The sequence below is a fragment of the Sphingomonas sp. CFBP 13706 genome (genome assembly GCF_014842355.1).
Taxonomy (GTDB): domain Bacteria; phylum Pseudomonadota; class Alphaproteobacteria; order Sphingomonadales; family Sphingomonadaceae; genus Sphingomonas; species Sphingomonas aerolata.
This window is the reverse complement of the sequence record NZ_JACYVM010000002.1, coordinates 570040-587538: the sequence shown is the minus strand read 5'-3', so window position 1 is coordinate 587538 and position 17499 is coordinate 570040. Positions and strand designations below refer to the sequence as shown.

General features: G+C 66.8%; 19 protein-coding genes. 13 read left to right on the top strand and 6 right to left on the bottom strand.

The window, feature by feature from the left end:
* Positions 1–93 precede the first annotated feature (93 nt).
* From IFS44_RS06180 to dapE, 8 genes are all read left to right on the top strand, one after another.
* Positions 94–411, top strand: coding sequence for a hypothetical protein (locus IFS44_RS06180; protein WP_342366347.1), 318 nt, complete (start codon positions 94–96; stop codon positions 409–411).
* Positions 412–498: 87 nt separating this feature from the next.
* On the top strand, positions 499–633 hold the full coding sequence (gene rpmH, locus IFS44_RS06175; protein WP_031393806.1) for a 50S ribosomal protein L34: 135 nt from the start codon (positions 499–501) through the stop codon (positions 631–633).
* A 32-nt stretch (positions 634–665) separates the two neighbouring features.
* Entirely contained in the window at positions 666–1055 is a 390-nt protein-coding gene (gene rnpA / locus IFS44_RS06170; protein WP_192097813.1) for a ribonuclease P protein component, read from the top strand.
* Between the two features lie 196 nt (positions 1056–1251).
* A complete protein-coding gene (yidD, locus tag IFS44_RS06165) occupies positions 1252–1500 on the top strand; it encodes a membrane protein insertion efficiency factor YidD (RefSeq protein ID WP_081874402.1) in 249 nt (82 codons plus the stop codon).
* On the top strand, positions 1497–3206 hold the full coding sequence (yidC, locus tag IFS44_RS06160) for a membrane protein insertase YidC (RefSeq protein WP_192097812.1): 1710 nt from the start codon (positions 1497–1499) through the stop codon (positions 3204–3206). Before yidD ends, yidC begins: the two co-directional genes overlap by 4 nt.
* A 26-nt stretch (positions 3207–3232) precedes the next feature.
* Positions 3233–3895: a ribosome biogenesis GTP-binding protein YihA/YsxC gene (gene yihA / locus IFS44_RS06155; RefSeq protein WP_031393803.1), complete on the top strand. Its 663-nt coding sequence runs from the start codon at positions 3233–3235 to the stop codon at positions 3893–3895.
* Between the two features lie 66 nt (positions 3896–3961).
* Complete coding sequence (locus IFS44_RS06150) at positions 3962–4636, top strand: glutathione S-transferase (RefSeq protein WP_192097811.1); 675 nt, start codon at positions 3962–3964, stop codon at positions 4634–4636.
* On the top strand, positions 4633–5754 hold the full coding sequence (dapE, locus tag IFS44_RS06145; RefSeq protein ID WP_192097810.1) for a succinyl-diaminopimelate desuccinylase: 1122 nt from the start codon (positions 4633–4635) through the stop codon (positions 5752–5754). The genes IFS44_RS06150 and dapE overlap by 4 nt, the downstream gene beginning before the upstream one ends.
* Positions 5755–5763: 9 nt before the next feature.
* On the opposite strand, the gene IFS44_RS06140 is transcribed toward dapE, so the two are convergent.
* Genes IFS44_RS06140 through IFS44_RS06130 form a run of 3 tightly spaced genes read right to left on the bottom strand, consistent with a single transcriptional unit; the run spans position 5764 to position 8340 of the window.
* Entirely contained in the window at positions 5764–6351 is a 588-nt protein-coding gene (locus IFS44_RS06140) for a Smr/MutS family protein (RefSeq protein WP_244649947.1), read from the bottom strand.
* Positions 6326–7696 carry a murein transglycosylase A gene (gene mltA / locus IFS44_RS06135; protein ID WP_342366345.1) on the bottom strand — a complete coding sequence of 457 codons (1371 nt, stop codon included), beginning with the start codon at positions 7694–7696 and terminating at the stop codon, positions 6326–6328. The genes IFS44_RS06140 and mltA overlap by 26 nt, the downstream gene beginning before the upstream one ends.
* On the bottom strand, positions 7693–8340 hold the full coding sequence (locus tag IFS44_RS06130) for a Tim44/TimA family putative adaptor protein (protein WP_156360333.1): 648 nt from the start codon (positions 8338–8340) through the stop codon (positions 7693–7695). Before IFS44_RS06130 ends, mltA begins: the two co-directional genes overlap by 4 nt.
* Before the next feature lie 184 nt (positions 8341–8524).
* Between IFS44_RS06130 and secB the strand changes: the two genes are divergently transcribed.
* From secB to trpS, 3 genes are read left to right on the top strand one after another with little or no spacing between them, the layout of a single operon-like run.
* Complete coding sequence (gene secB, locus IFS44_RS06125) at positions 8525–9034, top strand: protein-export chaperone SecB (protein ID WP_031394740.1); 510 nt, start codon at positions 8525–8527, stop codon at positions 9032–9034.
* Between the two features lie 23 nt (positions 9035–9057).
* Positions 9058–10623, top strand: a complete 1566-nt coding sequence (gene murJ, locus IFS44_RS06120) for a murein biosynthesis integral membrane protein MurJ (protein WP_192097809.1) — start codon at positions 9058–9060, stop codon at positions 10621–10623.
* Positions 10624–10632: 9 nt separating this feature from the next.
* Positions 10633–11640 carry a tryptophan--tRNA ligase gene (gene trpS, locus IFS44_RS06115; RefSeq protein ID WP_056675004.1) on the top strand — a complete coding sequence of 336 codons (1008 nt, stop codon included), beginning with the start codon at positions 10633–10635 and terminating at the stop codon, positions 11638–11640.
* Between the two features lie 137 nt (positions 11641–11777).
* Here trpS and dnaA read toward each other — a convergent pair whose 3' ends face one another.
* The 3 genes from dnaA to mutM all read right to left on the bottom strand — a co-directional run bounded on the left by dnaA (position 11778) and on the right by mutM (position 14886).
* Positions 11778–13238 carry a chromosomal replication initiator protein DnaA gene (dnaA, locus tag IFS44_RS06110; protein WP_342366344.1) on the bottom strand — a complete coding sequence of 487 codons (1461 nt, stop codon included), beginning with the start codon at positions 13236–13238 and terminating at the stop codon, positions 11778–11780.
* A gap of 461 nt (positions 13239–13699) precedes the next feature.
* Positions 13700–13963: a 30S ribosomal protein S20 gene (gene rpsT, locus IFS44_RS06105; protein WP_031394736.1), complete on the bottom strand. Its 264-nt coding sequence runs from the start codon at positions 13961–13963 to the stop codon at positions 13700–13702.
* Between the two features lie 107 nt (positions 13964–14070).
* Positions 14071–14886, bottom strand: coding sequence for a bifunctional DNA-formamidopyrimidine glycosylase/DNA-(apurinic or apyrimidinic site) lyase (mutM, locus tag IFS44_RS06100; RefSeq protein WP_192097807.1), 816 nt, complete (start codon positions 14884–14886; stop codon positions 14071–14073).
* Positions 14887–14942: 56 nt separating this feature from the next.
* On the opposite strand from mutM, the gene IFS44_RS06095 reads away from it, so the two are divergent.
* Positions 14943–15722: a class I SAM-dependent methyltransferase gene (locus IFS44_RS06095; protein ID WP_192097806.1), complete on the top strand. Its 780-nt coding sequence runs from the start codon at positions 14943–14945 to the stop codon at positions 15720–15722.
* 238 nt (positions 15723–15960) lie between these two features.
* Positions 15961–17493: a 2-polyprenylphenol 6-hydroxylase gene (gene ubiB, locus IFS44_RS06090; RefSeq protein WP_107929524.1), complete on the top strand. Its 1533-nt coding sequence runs from the start codon at positions 15961–15963 to the stop codon at positions 17491–17493.
* The last annotated feature ends 6 nt before the right edge of the window (positions 17494–17499 follow it).

Sequence of the window (17499 nt, the reverse complement as noted above, 5' to 3'; positions counted from 1 at the left end):
CACGCCCTATTCATACCGGATTTGACCATTGGGCAATGGCGAGCGGCACGGTGCCGTCTTGCCAACCTAACACACCGGTCCCAAATGCCTCGCGTGAACGCCGTCCGCTCCTCGACCTATCGTCTCGTCCAGCTGCTGTGCGGCGGGATGATGATCCTCACCGCGCCCCTGCTGACACCGGTGCCCGGACCGGCGGGCGTATTCGTGTTCGCCGGCGGCATGGTCCTGGTGCTGCGCAACTCGCCACGGGCACGGCGACGCTGGGGGCGCCTGAAGCGCCGCTGGCCGCGGGGTGGCCATTTCGTCGACCGGATGATGCGCCGCCGCAGCGCGTTGCGACGGCACGCGCGCGATCGGGCCGCCGCGGTTTCGCAGCCGATCGATTCGGCCAAGACGGAGCGGGCGAATTGACTTGTCACCGCGCTTTGCCTAAGCGCCCACCCATCAAGGCCGTCCCCGTGGCGGCCGTTTTCTATTTGATGACCTAGGGAATGACCAATGAAGCGGACCTTTCAGCCGAGCAACCTGGTACGTGCACGCCGTCACGGCTTCCGCGCACGGATGGCCACGGTCGGCGGCCGGGCAGTGATTCACGCCCGCCGCGCCCGCGGTCGCAAGAAGCTGTCGGCCTGACCGTCGCGGCCGGCGATGCCGGCCTGACGATCATGTCGAAACGCCGCGATTTTCTCGCGGCAAATTCGGGGAAGCGCGCACCGATGCCGGGATTCGTCCTGCTCATGCGCCCCCGCCATGACGGTGACGAGACGATGCGAATCGGCTTCACCGTCACCAAGAAGATCGGCAACGCCGTTGTCCGTAACCGCATGAAACGGCGGTTGCGGGCTTTGGCGCGTGAATTGTTGGCGGAACGTGGTGTCGCTGGCGCCGATCACGTGCTGATCGGGCGCAACGGCGGCATCGAGCGTGATTACGCGCTGTTGCGGACCGAACTTGGCAAGGCTTTTCGCAAGGTAACGCCGCAAGCAGCAGCTGCTGCTTCAGTGGATACCACCACCCCGGCGAAGGCCGTGGCCCAGGTGGGGAAGCCCCTTTAATGCACCGCAGCCGCTCGTCACTAGCGTCCCCCAACTGGGCGCCGGCCTACGCCGGGGTGGTCCGCAGTCTGGAGTGGCGCGGTGCCGAAGGCGCGATCTTGCACCGCTTTTTGTTCTCCCGCGAAGGCGGGAGTCCAGTCTCGATCCCCGCCTTCGCGGGGAAACAGTTTTGGGGTGCACTGGTCCCGGCCGCATCGTGCTAGCCCGCCTCCTCATCCTCGTCGCGCGCGGCTGGCAACTCGGTCCTTCACTGGTCCTGCCGTCGAGCTGTCGCTACGATCCTTCCTGTTCCGCCTATGCAATCGAGGCCGTTGGGCGCTATGGCGCGCGCAAGGGGGGCTGGTTGGCGGCGAAGCGCATCGCGCGCTGCCATCCTTGGGGCGGGTACGGACCCGACCCAGTCCCAGAGCTGAAGCCTGAGAAATTGAAAGACGCCGCCCTGTGAAAGACGACAAGCAGAATTTCGTGCTGTTCGCGGTTATCGCGGCGCTCATCCTGTTCGGATGGCCGATGATCCAGGGCAAATTCTTCCCGACGGCCAATCCACCGGTGACGAAAATCGAAGGCGGCAAGACCAAGCCCGTCGCGAACCCCGCCGCCGATCCGGCCGCCGACGGTGCCGCCGCAGTGCGCGATCGCGCCGCGGTCATCGCCGAGACGCCGCGCGTCCGTATCGAAACCCCGCGGGTGTCCGGCTCGATCAACCTGAAGGGTGCGCGGATCGATGATCTCGTCCTCAAGGGCTATGACGAGACCGTCGCGAAGGATTCTCCGCCGATCCGTCTGCTTTCACCGGCCGGTGCACCCGACGCTTATTTCGCGAGCTTCGGCTGGCGCGCGCAGGGGCTTGCTCCGCCTGCCGCTGACGCCGTCTGGACTGCGTCGGGCGCGACGACGCTGACGCCCATGACTCCGGTCACCCTCGACGCGACCAACGCCACGGGCCAGCGCTTCCGCATCCAGATCGCGGTCGACGGCGATTACATGTTCACGGTCCGCCAGACCGTGCTCAACGCTGGCACCGCACCGGTCCCCGTCGCCACCTACGGCCTCGTCAACCGTGTCGGCATCTCGAAGGATCCGTCGTCGATGACGATCCATGTCGGGCCGATGTCGGTCGACAATGGCGGTGCGCATTACCGGCCGAACTATGACGACATCGACGAGGCTCCGCAGAAGTTCACGACCACCGGCGGCTGGCTTGGCTTCACCGACAAATACTGGCTGACCGCGCTGGTCCCCGATCAGGGTCAGGCGTTTGACGGCCAGTTCCGTGCCGGCGCCAACAAGGCCTATCAGGCCGACTACGCGCTGGAGCCCAAGCTCATCGCCCCCGGCCAGGCGGTGACCCAGACGTCGCGCTTCTTTGCGGGCGCGAAGGAGGTCCGGCTGCTCGATCGCTATACCGACCAGGCGGGCGGCGTCGCCAAGCTCGATTATGCGATCGACTGGGGCTGGTTCCGGATCGTCGAGAAGCCGATCTTCTATTATCTCGACTGGCTGTTCCGCATGGTCGGTAATTTCGGCGTCGCGATCATTCTGCTGACGGTGACGATCCGCGGCCTGCTCTTCCCGATCGCGCAGCGCCAGTTCAAGTCGATGGCTGCCATGCGCGCTGTCCAGCCCAAGACGAAGGAGCTGCAGGAGAAGTACAAGGACGACAAGGTCCGCATGCAGCAGGAGGTCATGGCGCTGTACAAGGCGGAGAAGGTCAACCCGCTCGCGGGTTGCGCGCCGACGCTGCTGCAGATCCCGATCATGTACGCGCTGTACAAGGTGCTGATGCTCACGATCGAAATGCGTCACCAGCCGTTCGTCGCGTGGATCAAGGATCTGTCCGCGCCCGATCCGCTGACGCCGCTCAACCTGTTCGGTCTGCTACCGTTCACCCCGCCACACATGATCGCGATCGGCATCGTCCCGATCATCCTCGGCATCAGCATGTACTTCCAGTTCAAGCTGAACCCGACGCCGATGGATGACACCCAGAAGCAGGTCTTCAAGCTGCTGCCTTGGGTGCTGATGTTCGTGATGGCACCGTTCGCCGTCGGTCTTCAGGTCTACTGGATCACGTCGAACTGCCTGACGATCCTCCAGCAGAAGCTCCTCTACGCCCGGCATCCGGGCCTGCAAGCACCGGTGACCAAGTGAACGACCTTCCGACCGCCGGCCCGAATCTGGGTCCCGACCTCGAGCAGACCGACGCGCCGTTCACCGCGGAGCAGCTCGAGCATGCGCGCAAGCTGTTCGCCGGTCATGTCGGCTTCCTGAAATCGGCACCGACGCTCGAATTCCTGCCCGATGCGTCGGTGCCGGAGGTGGCGTTTGCCGGACGGTCGAACGTCGGCAAGTCGTCGCTGCTCAATGCGCTGACCGGGCGCAATTCGATGGCGCGTACATCGAACACGCCCGGACGCACGCAGGAACTGAATTTCTTTGAAGTCGGCGCGCCGCTCGCCTTCCGCCTTGTCGACATGCCGGGCTACGGCTTTGCCAAGGCGCCCAAGGATGTCGTCAAGAAGTGGCGCTTCCTGATCAACGACTTCCTGCGCGGCCGCGACGTGCTCAAGCGCGCACTCGTGCTGATCGACTCGCGCCACGGCATCAAGGACGTCGATCGCGAGATCCTTGAGATGCTCGACAAGGCTGCGGTCAGCTATCGCATGGTGCTGACCAAGGCGGACAAGATCAAGGCATCGGAACTCGTCGAGGTCACCGAGCGCACCGCGGTCGAGGCCCGCAAGCGCCCCGCCGCGCATCCCGACATCCTCGTGACGTCGAGTGAATACGGCATGGGCATCCCCGAACTGCGCGCGGCGGTCGTCGAAGCCGTCAGCTGACGCCCGTGCATCCGGCGAGGGCGGCAGAGATTGCCCTCGCCGCTCCCGCCCGCTAGTCCCCGGGCCATGAAACTCGTCATCGGCAACAAGGCCTATTCCTCCTGGTCGCTTCGCGGCTGGCTCGCCTGCAAGCAGTCCGGGCTGCCCTTCGACGAGGTCGTCGTCCCGCTCTACGATGCGGAATGGGAAAAGCGGCGCCAGGGCGATGAATTCGCCCCCTCGTCGGGCAAGGTGCCGATCCTCTGGGATGGCGAGGCGGTCGTATGGGACAGCCTGGCGATCGTCGACTATCTCGCGGACAAGGTGGGTCGCGACCGCTTCTGGCCCGAAGACGAGGCGGCCCGCGCCATGGCCCGCTCGATGGCGGCCGAAATGCATTCGAGCTTTGCCGCGCTGCGCAAGAAGCACAGCATGAACGTCCGTCAGATCTTCCCGGCGCAGCGCCCCGACGACGATGTCCTGGTCGATCTCCAGAGGATCATGGAGCTCTGGGCTCAGGCGCGCGCGCGCTTTGGCGGAGGCGGCGATTTCCTGTTCGGTACGTTCGGCGCGGCCGACATCATGTACGCGCCCGTCGTCACGCGGATCGTCACCTATCAGCTGCCGATCGCCCGGTTCGCGCAGGGCTATATGCAGGCAATGTTCGACCACCCCTTCATGCAGGACTGGATCGCCGGCGCGCAGGAAGAGGATTGGGTGATCGAGCAATATGAGAAGCCGGCGCCGAGCGCGCTGCGGTGATCGATCCCTTGGCGCTGGCGCAGGCGCTGTTGGCCGAAGACAGCGTCACGCCGGCGCAGGGCCGCGTGTTCGACGTGCTGGAGGCGGCGCTGACGCCGATCGGCTTTGACGTCGACCGCTTCACGATCGGCGAAGCGCCCGACGGTCCGGTAGAGAACATGCTCGCAGTCCGGACCGGATCAGGGCCACACCTGGCATTTGCAGGGCATCTCGACGTCGTCCCCCCGGGCGAGGGGTGGCAGGGCTCGCCCTGGTCGGCCGAGGTTCGCGACGGCCTGCTCTACGGGCGCGGCGCAGTCGACATGAAGGGCGCGATCGCCGCCTTTGCGGCGGCCGCCAGCCGGACCGACGCGGGCACCGTGTCGCTGATCATCACCGGGGACGAGGAAGGTCCTGCCACCTTCGGGACGCGCGCGCTGATCGATCGCATGGCAACACGGGGCATCCATCCCGACCAGTGCATCGTCGGCGAACCGACCTCCACCGCCGCGCTCGGCGACACGATCAAGATCGGCCGGCGCGGCTCGGTCAATATCTGGATCAGCGTCCCCGGGCGGCAGGGTCACGTCGCCTACCCGCATCTCGCCGACAACCCGATCCCACGGCTGGTGGCGATACTTGCCGAGATCGAGACCGTCGCGCTCGACCAGGGCAATGCCTGGTTTCAGCCGTCGAACATCGAGGTCACCGATATCGCGGTCGGCAATCCCGCGCATAACGTCATCCCGGCCGCAGCGTCGGCGCGACTCAGCATCCGGTTCAACGACACGCATAGCGGCGACGCACTCATCGCCCGGATCGCCGCGCTGGCCGCACGTCATGATCCCGCAACGGTCGTCACCGGCCGCGTGTCGGGTGAGGCCTTTCTGACGACCCCTGGCCCACTGTCGACGCTGGTGTCCGACGCGATCACGGCGGTGACGGGCGTCGTTCCCGACCTGTCGACGACGGGCGGTACGTCCGACGCGCGGTTTCTGGCGAAGCTGTGCCCGGTGGTTGAATTCGGGTTGATCAATGCGACGATGCACAAGGTGGACGAGGCGGTTGCGGTCGAGGACCTGTACCGCCTGACCGACATCTATGCCGATGTCATCGTACGTGCGGTCGAGCGGGGATAACCCACCGTGTCAGCCGCCCAGTTCGCGGCTGCGGCGCAGGATGATGTAGAGCGCCCCTGCCCCGCCGTGCCGGGGATGCGCGCCGCGGACCGCGACGATCCCGCCGGCATGACGCGAGATCGAGAGCCAGTCGATGACCGCCGCACGGATCGCGCCGCGCGCATGCGGGCGTTCGCTCTCGGGGCGCGGCGGCTTGCCTGTCACCAGCAACAGCACACGGTCGCCGCGGGCGATCGCGCGGGACAGGCCGGTGTCGAGGATCGCATGCGCGGAGGCGAGCGTGTGCCCGTGAAGATCGATCGAACTGTCGGGGCTGACCGCGCCGCGCAGCAGCCTTTTGTCCCAGCCACCGTCGAGCGTGTTGGCCGGCGACAGGGTCCGCGCCGCCGTCTTCAACGGCGCGGCGCGAGTTGGGGGTGGGAGCGTTGGCAGGCGGATGCCCTTGGTCGGCTTCACCTTGCGCGTCGGCGCGACGGGCACCGCCGCCACCGGCATGACCGGGGGCACGAGCTTGGGGACCGCGCGCATTGGGCGCACGGTCTGCATCACGCGCGCCCAGAGATGCGCCTCGTCAGGGTTGAGCGGACGACCCGTCATAGCGCGCCCCGTTCGCAGTTGCGGCGTTCAGCCGTGCGGTGGTGCCGATCGGGAGCAGCAGGAACGCGGTGCCGCGCCCCGCCATGCCGCCTGCGGTCGCTTCGGCAGCGGCGCCGGCGCCCCAGAAGGTGTCGAACCGGTTGCTGCCCTTGATCGCGCCACCGGTATCCTGGACGATCCACAGCCCGGTCGCATCCTGCCGATCGAGCGACAGGATCACTGGCGCACCGAGCGGCACGAACTTGACGTCCGCCGCCGCGCTGACCTGCCCGGTCACGGGATAGCCCATCGCACCCTGCGGCGCGCCGTCGAGTTCGCGGAAGAACACGAAGCTCTTGTTCTCGCGCATGATCGCCTGCCCCTCGACGGGGTGATCGTGGAGCCACCGCACGATGCCCTGCATCGACGTCTGGCCCGGCTGCAACAACCCGCGCGTCTTCATCAGCGCGCCGATGCCGGTATAGTCGCGGCCGTTCTGCGTGTCGTAGCCGATCCGCAGGATCGACCCGTCGGGGAGGCGGAGCCGCCCCGACCCCTGGATCTGGAGGAAGAAGAGCTCGACCGGATCCTTCGCCCAGGCAAGGATCGGCGCGGTATCGGCAAGCGCACCCTGCTCGATCGCGGTGCGGTCATAATAGGGAATGAAGTTCGAGCCCGACACGCGGCCGCGGATCTTCTTGCCTTTCAGCGATGTCGAAAATGCGCCGAGATCGACGTCGATCAGGTCGCGCGGGCGCCCATAGACCGGGGCATAGCCGTCGCGGCGCTCGAGCGAGCCGGCGATCTCGGGCTCGTAATAGCCCGTCGCGAAGGCCTTGCCGTCGCCGACCTGGACCGCTTCGAACCACTGGGTGAAGAATGCGCGCGCGCCACCGGGCCCGGTCGCCTGCGCCGCGGCACAGGCGGGCTGCCAATCGGCACCGCGGGTCAGCCCCGATTGGTCGGAACGACGCTGCAAGCCGGGGCAGCTGGTGACGAAGGCCAGACGTGCGGCCTCGGCCTGCGCATCGCTGATCGGCAGCGTTGCTAGCGACGGCCCCAGCGTTACGCCGGCCGTGACCGCGCTGACCGGGGCGAGAGCGCCGGGCAGAGGCGGAGCGACAGAAACGGCAGCCAGCGGAACCGCCCCGACGATGCGGGCGGGTATCTGGATGCCGCGAATGTTGCGAATGTTGTCACTGTTTGGGGTAAATTGACCCCGTGACGGCTTTCCGGCGGTGGCAGCCTGCGATGCGGTGCCCGGCGAGGACGGGCGGTCGGTCGGTGCCGCGACACCGCCGACGCACCCGCTGAGTGCCAGGGCCAGCGCGAACGAACCGCCAATCCCCCTGATCGCGCGCGTCACGCCTCGTCGGTGTCCGCGAGCTTCCAGTTCGGGCCGGCGCTCTTGAGCGTCCGGACGAACGTCCAGATGTCATGCGTCTCGACCGCATCGGTGAGCGACCCGGCGATGACCTCGCCCGCCTCGTTGCGCGTGATCGCGGCGATGTCCGCATCGAAGCGCACCGATATCCGGGCTTCGCGGCCCGAGACCGATGCGTCGGCGATCACCGCGCGTTCGATCGTCACCAGACGATTGTCGAGCGTCTCGCCGGCCGCCTCGCGCGCCGCGATCGCCTCGACGAACGCGGTGCGGACGTCGTCCTCGGCCAGATCGGCGAGCGTATCGGCATCACCCTTCCAAAAGGCCTCCAGCGTCATGCGATAGGCCGCCTGCGCGCCTTCGAGGAACTGGTTGACGTCGAAGCCGGGCTCGACGGCGATGATCGAGCGCAGGCCGGGTTCGGCGCGCGCATCGATGTTGCGGTTCGCGATCGTCCGCTGTTCGGCGGCCGCATCGATCGTGCGCGGGATCGTGACGGGTATGGACCGCTCCTCTGCCGCACGCGGCAGGGGCTGCTGTTCATGACCGGTCCGCTTTCCGAGCACGCTATAAAGACGCATCGCCAGGAACCCTGCGACCATCGCGAGAAGTACTACGTAAAACAACCGTGCCTCCGATCTTCGTCCCAACATAGGGCAACGGCGTCTCTTTTCAAACCCGCCTAGGATTCAGTGAGATCCGTAGCCGTTGAAACACCCGTCGGGCACTGCTACGCGCACTGCCTCAAGACACGAACGCGCGACCCGTCCGCTTCGGTCCCACCTCATTTATACGAAGGATTCGCAGATCATGGACGACCAGAACGGCATGTCGATCGCGGATCAGCCGCTTGCCAATGGTGCCGACGAAGCGCCCGCCGCCGGCCTGATCTCGCAATACGTCAAGGATCTCTCGTTCGAGAACCCCAACGCGCCCGCAGTCTACCAGAACCAGACCCCGCCCGCGATCGACGTCCAGTTCAACATCGGCGCGGCGCAGGTCGGCGACGAGGTGCACGAGGTCGTGCTGAAGATCGACGTCCGCGCCGAGACCGACGGCCAGGTCGCCTTCATCGTCGACCTGTCCTTTGCGGGCCTGTTCGGGCTGCGCAACATCCCGGCCGAGCATGTCCAGCCCTTCCTGCTAGGCGAGGCCCCGCGCCTGCTGTTCCCGTTCGCACGCCGCGTGCTGTCGGATGCGGTGCGTGACGGCGGCTTCCCGCCGCTGCTGCTCGAGCCGATCGATTTCGCGCAGCTCTATCTCCAGCAGTCGGAGCAGCAGGGCATCCAGCCGAACGTCGGCGATTTCGGCCAGGCGTGAAGCCCGGACCGGAGGGCGCATAAGTGAACCTGACCAAAGCGCTGGGATCGGTTGGCGGGCTGACGCTCGCCAGCCGGATCCTGGGGCTGGTGCGCGATTCGCTGTTTGCGCGGTTCGTCGGCGCGGGGTTCGCATCGGATGCGTTCCTGATCGCCTTCCGCCTTCCCAACATGTTCCGCGCCCTCTTCGCCGAGGGCGCGTTCTCGGCCGCGTTCATCCCGATGTTCAACCGCAAGGTCGGCGACAAGGATGGCCGCGGCCTGCCCGACGGCATCGCCTTTGCCGAGGACGCCTTGTCGGTCTTGCTGCCGGTGCTGATCGGCATGACGGTGCTGCTCGAGCTTGCCGCCTGGCCCGTCACCTGGCTGCTGACCTTCGGGTTCAACGGGGCGAGTGCCGAGCGGTTCGCCTATGTCGTCCACCTGTCGCGGATCACCCTGCCCTATCTCCTGCTGATCAGCCTCGTCTCGCTGCTCGGCGGCATTCTCAATTCACTGCATAAATTCTGGATCAACGCTGCGGCGCCGATCCTGCTCAACGCGACGCTGATCGCCGCGCTGCTGCTGTTCCACGAGCGGCTGCCGCTGATGACCGTGCGCAACCAGGCGATTGCGGTGACGGTGTCAGGCGCGCTCCAGCTGCTCTGGCTGATCTACGCCTGCCGCAGATCGGGCGTCGTGCTCCGGCTGAAGCGGCCCCAGCTCAATCCCGAGGTGAAGCGGCTGATGTCGCTGATCTGGCCCGCCGCCGCGGGTGCGGGTGCGGTGCAGATCAACCTCGTCGTCTCGACCGCGCTCGCCGCCGCGCTGCTGCCCGCGGGCTCGGTCTCGTATATCTATTTCGCGGACCGGCTGAACCAGCTGCCGCTCGGGCTGATCGGCATCGGGCTTGGCACCGTCCTGCTCCCCACCATCTCGCGCCAGCTCGGTCGCGGCGAGGAGACGGAGGCGATGGCGACGCAGAACCGCGGCATGGAGCTCGCGCTGTTCCTGACGCTGCCCGCGACGGTGGCGCTGATCGTCTGCGGCGTGCCGATCGTCGGTGCGCTGTTCCAGCACGGCAAGTTCGCGCTCGAGGACAGCATCCTGACCGCGCAGGCGCTCGCCGCCTTCTCGATCGGGCTGCCGTCCTACATCCTCGTGAAGGTGCTGACGCCGGGCTATTATGCGCGGTCCGACACGAAGACGCCGGTGCGCTATGCGACGATGTCGATGGTCGTGAACCTCGTCCTCAACCTCGCCTTCATCAAGCCGCTCGGCCATATGGGCCCGCCGCTCGCCACCGCGATCGCGAGCACGGTCAATGTCGCGATGCTGTATCGCACGCTCGTCCGTCGCGGGCATTTCGTCCCCGATGCGCGGCTGGTACGGCGGACGTGGCGGCTGCTGGTCGCCGCGCTGATCATGGGCGGCGTGATGTATTTCCTCAACGACCTGTTCCAGCCGTTCGTCACGGGCAGCGGGACCGAGCGCTGGGGGGCGATGCTCGTGCTGGTCGCGACCGGCGGGGTCGTCTATGCGATCGCCACTCTGCTCACCGGCGCGTTCCGGCTGGGCGATATCTCCACGCTCCTGCGTCGTTCCAAATAAGGTTTTCCCATGCGCGTCGTCTCCGGCATCAAGCCCACCGGTAATCTCCATCTCGGCAATTACCTGGGGGCGGTGAAGCAATGGGTGGCGTTGCAGGACGACGTCGTCGCGCAGGGCGGGGAGTCGATGTTCTTCATCGCCGACCTGCATGCGCCGACCGAATGGATCGCGCCCGCCGAACTCTCATCACACACGCTCGAGGTCGCGGCGACGATGATCGCGGCGGGCGTCGATCCGGCCAAGTCGATCCTGTTCAACCAGGCGCGCGTGCCCGCGCACAGCGAGATGGCGTGGCTGCTCAACACCGTCGCGCGCGTCGGCTGGCTGAACCGCATGACGCAGTTCAAGGACAAGGCGGGCAAGAACCGCGAGGGCGCGAGCGTCGGGCTGTATGACTATCCGGTGCTGATGGCGGCGGACGTGCTGCTCTACAATGCGACCCACGTGCCCGTCGGCGAGGACCAGAAGCAGCATCTCGAGCTCGCGCGCGACATCGCGACCAAGTTCAACGGCGATTACGGCGTCGACCTGTTCACGCTCCCCGCGCCGCTGATCAGCAAGGCGGCGCCGCGGATCATGTCGTTGCGCGATGCGTCGGCCAAGATGTCCAAGTCCAACCCGTCCGAACAGTCGGTGGTCAAGCTGATCGACAGCGACGACACGATTGCGGACAAGTTCCGCAAGGCGAAGACCGATCCCGACCTGCTGCCCGCGACCGTCGACGAGCTCGGCGACCGGGCGGAGGCACGCAACCTGCTGACGATCTATGCCGCGCTGGCGGACAGCGATGTCGCGACCGTGTTGGGCGAATATGGCGGCAAGGGGTTCGGCGCGTTCAAACCGGCGCTCGCGGATCTCGCGGTCGCCAAGCTTGGGCCGATTCGTGACGAAATGGTGCGGCTGCTCGACGATCGCAGCGCGGTGACCGCGGTGCTGCGCGACGGCGCGGAGAAGGCGCGCGCGCTGGCGGCGCCGGTGCTGAAGCGGACGCAGGATGCGATGGGGTTGCAGGTCTGACGACGGCTTCGCCGTTCCGGCTGCGGAAGCCGCGTGACGACTTGAGGACGTGCCTCACCTGAAAGGCGTGTTCCCCCGCGAAGGCGGGGGTCCAGTCTGGGCTCCCGCCTTCGCGGGAGAACACGGGAAGGAAGGCCTCAGCCCTCGAGTTCGCGCATCAGCACACGGACCGCGGCGTCGATGTCGCGGTCCTGGTCGCGCAGTTCGGTGATCTTGCGGACCGCGTGGATCACCGTCGAGTGATCGCGGCCGCCGAACTTGCGTCCGATCTCGGGCAGCGACCGCGTCGTCAGGCGCTTGGCGAGATACATCGCGATCTGCCGCGGCCGCGCGACCGCACGGGCGCGGCGGGCCGAGATCATGTCGAGCGGCTTCAGCTCGAAATGCGCCGTCACCAGCTTCTGGATCTCGTCGATCGTCACGCGCTTCTGCGCGCCGCGCAGCACTTCGCCGAGCGTCGCGATCGCGAACTCGAGGTCGATCGTCTCGCCGGTCAGCTGCGCATAGGCGATGACGCGGTTCAGCGCGCCCTCGAGCTCGCGGATATTGGCGTGGATCCGGCTCGCGATCAGATCGAGCACGTCGGTCGGCACGCGCAGGTCGGGCAGGTCGACGAGCTTGCGGTCGAGGATCGTCCGGCGCAGCAGCAGGTCGGGCGCCTTGATGTCGGCGACCAGCCCGACCGCCATGCGGCTGATGATCCGCGATTCGACACCCTCGAGCGCCTGCGGGCAGCGATCGGCGGAGATCACCAGCCGCTTGCCGGCCGACATGATCTCGTTGATCGTGTGGAAGAATTCCTCCTGCGTCGCGTCCTTGCCGGCGATGAACTGGAGATCGTCGATCAGCAGCAGGTCGGCGCCGCGCAGCCGGCGCTTGAACGCATGCGTGTCGCGCGCGCGCATCGCCGCGACGAAATCATACATGAACCGCTCGGCCGACATGCACAGCACGACCGCGTGCGGGTTGGCGGCGAGGAACGTGTGGCCGATCGCATGCATCAGGTGCGTCTTGCCCTGCCCCGTGTTGCTGTGGAGGAACAGCGGGCTGAACCGGACGGGTCCGGGCTCGGCAAGCACCTTGGCGGCGTTGAACGCGACCTTGTTCGACGCATCGACGACGAAGCGGTCGAACGTATAGCGCGGATCGAGCGGCGGGCGCTCGGGGATGATGGTGTCATAGGCCGGTACGGGCTGCGCCGCGGTGGCGGGGGCGGGCTTCAGCGACGGGTCGACGCCAAATTTGACCAGGACCTGCGCGGGTTCCACGGCCGCAGCCGCGGTGGTGCGGTCCAGGACCTCCGCAGGGGTCGGCATCACCAGCAGCACGGGCTTCGGGCCGGGCCTGCGCGTCTCGATCTGGACGGTGCGGACCTGCGGCAGGATCTGCCGGAATTCGAGCGCGAGCCGGTCCGCATAATGGTTGCGGACCCAGTTCGTCATGAAGGCGGACGGCAAGGCGAGGCGGATCGACTCCTCGTCGTCGCTCGGGATCAGCTCGATCGGCTTCAGCCACTGCTCGAACAGGCGCGCGCCGGCAGACTCGCGCAGGGACGAGCGCACGCGATCCCAGGCCTTTTCGGCCTCCGAAGCGTGCACGGTCGATCCTTGCCAATTCGTCACGCGCACACTTCTCCGACCCCGCGCGACAGCCGCGCTGGTGATATAGTCCCGACAGAAAATGATCCCCCGTGACGACCCATAGGGTCGCCCGGCATCTTCGCCCTGTTGCTTGCGCAGTGGTGATTCACGTCCGTGATTCACCGCCGCCGTTCGCTCAGTTATGAAGCGATCGGCGAGTCTAGCAAGGCCCGAGCACGTCACATTTTCGAAATAAAGCGGGTTGACTTGATCAAGCCCCGGAAATGCGTCGATATTTTTATAAGTGGCTGTGTTTGGCCAATTTTTACGATTTCGGAGCCGGTGCGGCATGATCCGGCTTCACTCGAATCGCGGGGAATCCGTGGGTTGCGCGAGCGCGCCTTCGGTTCCCTTTGCAGACGCAAAAAACCCGCCGGGAAGATCCCGGCGGGCAATCCGCTCCGGCCATGTCGGGTCGCTCAGGCGAGCCCGGTCACGGCCTTGGTCAGACGCGCGAACTTGCGGCTCGCGGTGTTCTTGTGCAGCACGCCCTTGGCGACGCCACGCTGCAGCTCAGGCTGTGCCGCGGCTAGTGCGGTGGTCGCTGCGCCCTTGTCGCCCGAAGCCAGTGCGGCCTCGACCTTCTTGATGAAGGTACGGATACGGCCAACGCGGTTGCCGTTCACTTCCGCGCGACGGTCGTTGCGACGGATACGCTTTTTCGCCTGCGGCGTGTTCGCCATGAAGCCCTCTGGATGTTCGAATGATAAAAAGGGGCGCCGGATTGCTCCTACGCCCTCTCGAAGCGCGGCTCCTACCCACTCCGCACCGAATCGTCAACCGCGTTCCGTCATGCCTTTTGGCAGCGCGCGCACCAGAAGGTCGAACGCCCGCCCTCCGTCCTGCGGCGGACCAGCGCGCCGCACGAACAGGGCTCGCCCTCGCGACCATAGACGCGCCATTGTTTTGAGAAATAGCCGAGCTCGCCGTCGGGTCGCGCATAGTCGCGCAGACTCGAGCCGCCCGCGAGGATCGCGGCGGTCAGCACCGCGCGGATCGCCGCGACCAGCCGTTCGAGTCGCGGCAGCGCGATCCGCCCCGCCGCCCGGCTCGGCGCGATCTTCGCCATGTGCAGCGCCTCGCACACATAGATGTTGCCGAGGCCTGCGACGATCCGCTGGTCGAGGAGCATCGCTTTGATCGACGCGCCCCGCCCTTCGAGCGCCGCGAGGAGATAGGCCGCGGTCAGATCGGGGCCGAGCGGCTCGGGGCCCATGGCGAGGAACGGTGGATAGTGCGCGATCGCGTCGCTGGACCAGAGATCGAGAAAGCCGAAGCGCCGCGGGTCGTTCAGCGCGACCGTCCGCCCCGCCGCGGTGCCGATGAGCAGATGGTCGTGCGGCAGTATCGCGCTGGGATCGACCCGCCAGCGTCCCGACATGCCGAGATGGAAGACGAGCGTATCGCCGCGATCGGTGTCGATGAGGCCGTATTTGGCGCGCCGCGACAGCCGCGTGACGGTCGCGCCGGTCATGCGCTGCCGCAGGTCGACGGGAATCGCCTTGCGCAGGTCCGCACGGCGCGGTTCGACCGAGGCCAGGCGCTGGCCGAGGAGCACGGGTTCGAGCCCGCGCACGGTGGTTTCGACTTCGGGAAGTTCTGGCACGTTTTCCAGCTAGGTTGCGTTTGCCCGCGCCACAAGGCGCCGCTAGAGCACGGGGCATGAATGACATCGCGCCCGCCCCCGCTCTCATCCCCGGCACCGCCCCGAAGGCGGACACCGTCTCGTTCGGTTATGAGGACATTCCCGCCACCGAGAAGACCGCGCGCGTCGGCGGCGTGTTTTCGAACGTCGCGAGCAAATATGACCTGATGAACGACGCGATGTCGGGCGGCATGCACCGGCTGTGGAAGGACCGGTTCGTGCGCCGCGTGAAGCCGCGCGAGGGCGAGCAGATCCTCGACATGGCGGGCGGCACCGGCGACATCGCGTTCCGCATGGAGCCGTCGGGCGCATCGATCACGGTCGCCGACATCAATCCGCAGATGCTCGAAGTCGGCATGGAACGCGCGCACAAGCGCGGGCTCGACGGGCTGGTCTGGACCGAGGCGAACGCCGAGACGCTGGCCTTCCCCGACAGGTTCTTCGACGCGTACACGATCGCGTTCGGGATCCGGAACGTGACCGACATCCCCAAGGCGCTGCGCGAGGCCCACCGCGTGCTGCGGCGTGGCGGGCGGTTTTACTGTCTCGAATTCTCGACCACCGTGTGGCCGGGCTTTGCCGAGGTGTACGACGCCTATTCGCACAAGATGGTGCCGAAGCTCGGGCAACTGCTCGCGCAGGATGCCGACAGCTATCGCTATCTGATCGAGTCGATCCGTCGATTCCCGGACATGCCCAAGTTCAAGGGGATGATCGCGGATGCGGGTTTCGTGCAGACGAAGGTCGAGCCGTTGCTGGGCGGTCTGGTTGCGATTCATTCGGGTTGGAAGATTTAGTGATCACGCGAAGGCGCGAAGGCGCGAAGAGGGGTTCACGCGGAGACGCGGAGACGCGGAGAGTCAGAGCCGCATTCGCGCGACAGCGCATAATCAACTCTTCGCCGATGATGAAAGGCCGCAGTCGCGTCAGGGTGCACACCCTCCGCGCCTCCGCGCCTCCGCGCGAACCAAATTCTTCTCTTCGCGCCTTCGCGCCTTCGCGTGAGCAAATCTCGCTTTCTGCGGTGTCCGGTCTGTGACCGCCTCGACCACCCATGTCTGGCGGCTTCTCAAATGGGGTCGCATTCTCGCCCGGCACGGCGCGCTGCGCGGGATCGAGCGGGATCCCAATACGCCGGCCGCCGTGCGTCGCCTCGCGCGGATCGCCCGGTTCGGTGCGCGCGTGCCGAAGGTGCCGCGCTATGCCGATGCGTTCCAGGCGATCGGCCCCGCCGCGATCAAGCTCGGCCAGACGCTCGCCACCCGTCCCGATCTGGTCGGCGAGGATGCCGCGCAGGATCTGCTGCGACTGCAGGATCAGCTTTCGCCCGTCCCTTACGAGACGATCGAGGCGGCGATGCTGGCGAGCTTCGGCAAGCCGCTCGAAACGCTGTTCTCGCGGATCGAGCAGGTCCCGGTCGGTGCCGCGTCGATCGCGCAGGTCCACCGCGCGACGACCACCGATGGCCGCCAAGTTGCGGTCAAGGTGCTGCGCCCCGGCGTCGAGGATGATTTCGCGCGGGCGATCGACACCTATAGCTGGGCGGCGGCGCAGCTCGAGGCGCTGAGCCCCGAGGCGATGCGTCTGCGGCCGCGCCTGACGATCGAGACGTTCAAGCGCTGGACGCTGCGCGAGTTGAACTTCCGCCGCGAGGCCGCCTCGGCGTCCGAGCTCGCGGACGGCATGACCGCCGAGCCCGATTTCGTCATCCCCGCGATCGACTGGGCACGATCGACCGCCAAGGTCATGACGATCGAGTGGATCAACGGCATCAAGCTGTCGGATCGTCCCGCGCTGGTGGCGGCCGGCTACGACCTGCCCGGCCTCGCGCAGACCTTGGTCCGCGCGTTCCTGCGCCAGGCGATCGCCGACGGGTTCTTCCATGCCGACATGCATCAGGGAAACCTGTTCGCGATGCCGGGCAACCGGATCGCGGCGATCGATTTCGGCATCATGGGCCGGATCGACCGGCGCGCCCGCGTCTGGCTCGCCGAGATCCTCTACGGGCTGATCACCGGCAACTATAAACGCGTCGCCGAGATCCATTTCGAGGCGGGCTATGTGCCTGCGCATCACGACGTCGCCGAATTCGCGACCGCCTTGCGCGCGGTCGGCGAGCCTATGCGCGGGTTGCCGGTCAAGGACATGTCGATCGGCATGATGCTCGACAGCCTGTTCTCGATCACGCGCGATTTCGACATGGTGACGCAGCCGCATCTGCTGCTGCTGCAGAAGACGATGGTGATGGTCGAGGGCGTGGCGACCAGCCTCGATCCCGACATCAACCTGTGGGAGAGTGCGGAGCCGTTCGTGCGCGACTGGATCCGCGGCGAACTCGGCCCCGAGGCGGCGATCGCCGACCGGATCATCGAGGACGTGCGCACGCTGACCCGGCTGCCCGAACTGGTCCGCCGGATCGAGGCGCATTACCCGGCACCCGGCGGCGCGCCGCCGACGATGCCGCTGCGCGAGATCGAGGTCATCCGGATCGGCGGCGGCTGGCGCTATGGGCTGGTCGCGGTGATCGCGGCGATGGCCGGGGTTGCCGCGACGCTGGTCTTCGGATGAGCCTGC

What these genes read in the sequence shown, in the direction of transcription:
- rpmH (WP_031393806.1), top strand. Translation starts at nt 499, where the DNA reads ATGAAGCGGACCTTTCAGCCGAGCAACCTGGTACGTGCACGCCGTCAC.
- rnpA (WP_192097813.1), top strand. Translation starts at nt 666, where the DNA reads ATGTCGAAACGCCGCGATTTTCTCGCGGCAAATTCGGGGAAGCGCGCA.
- IFS44_RS06150 (WP_192097811.1), top strand. Translation starts at nt 3,962, where the DNA reads ATGAAACTCGTCATCGGCAACAAGGCCTATTCCTCCTGGTCGCTTCGC.
- IFS44_RS06140 (WP_244649947.1), bottom strand. Translation starts at nt 6,351, where the DNA reads ATGACGGGTCGTCCGCTCAACCCTGACGAGGCGCATCTCTGGGCGCGC.
- secB (WP_031394740.1), top strand. Translation starts at nt 8,525, where the DNA reads ATGGACGACCAGAACGGCATGTCGATCGCGGATCAGCCGCTTGCCAAT.
- trpS (WP_056675004.1), top strand. Translation starts at nt 10,633, where the DNA reads ATGCGCGTCGTCTCCGGCATCAAGCCCACCGGTAATCTCCATCTCGGC.
- rpsT (WP_031394736.1), bottom strand. Translation starts at nt 13,963, where the DNA reads ATGGCGAACACGCCGCAGGCGAAAAAGCGTATCCGTCGCAACGACCGT.
- IFS44_RS06095 (WP_192097806.1), top strand. Translation starts at nt 14,943, where the DNA reads ATGAATGACATCGCGCCCGCCCCCGCTCTCATCCCCGGCACCGCCCCG.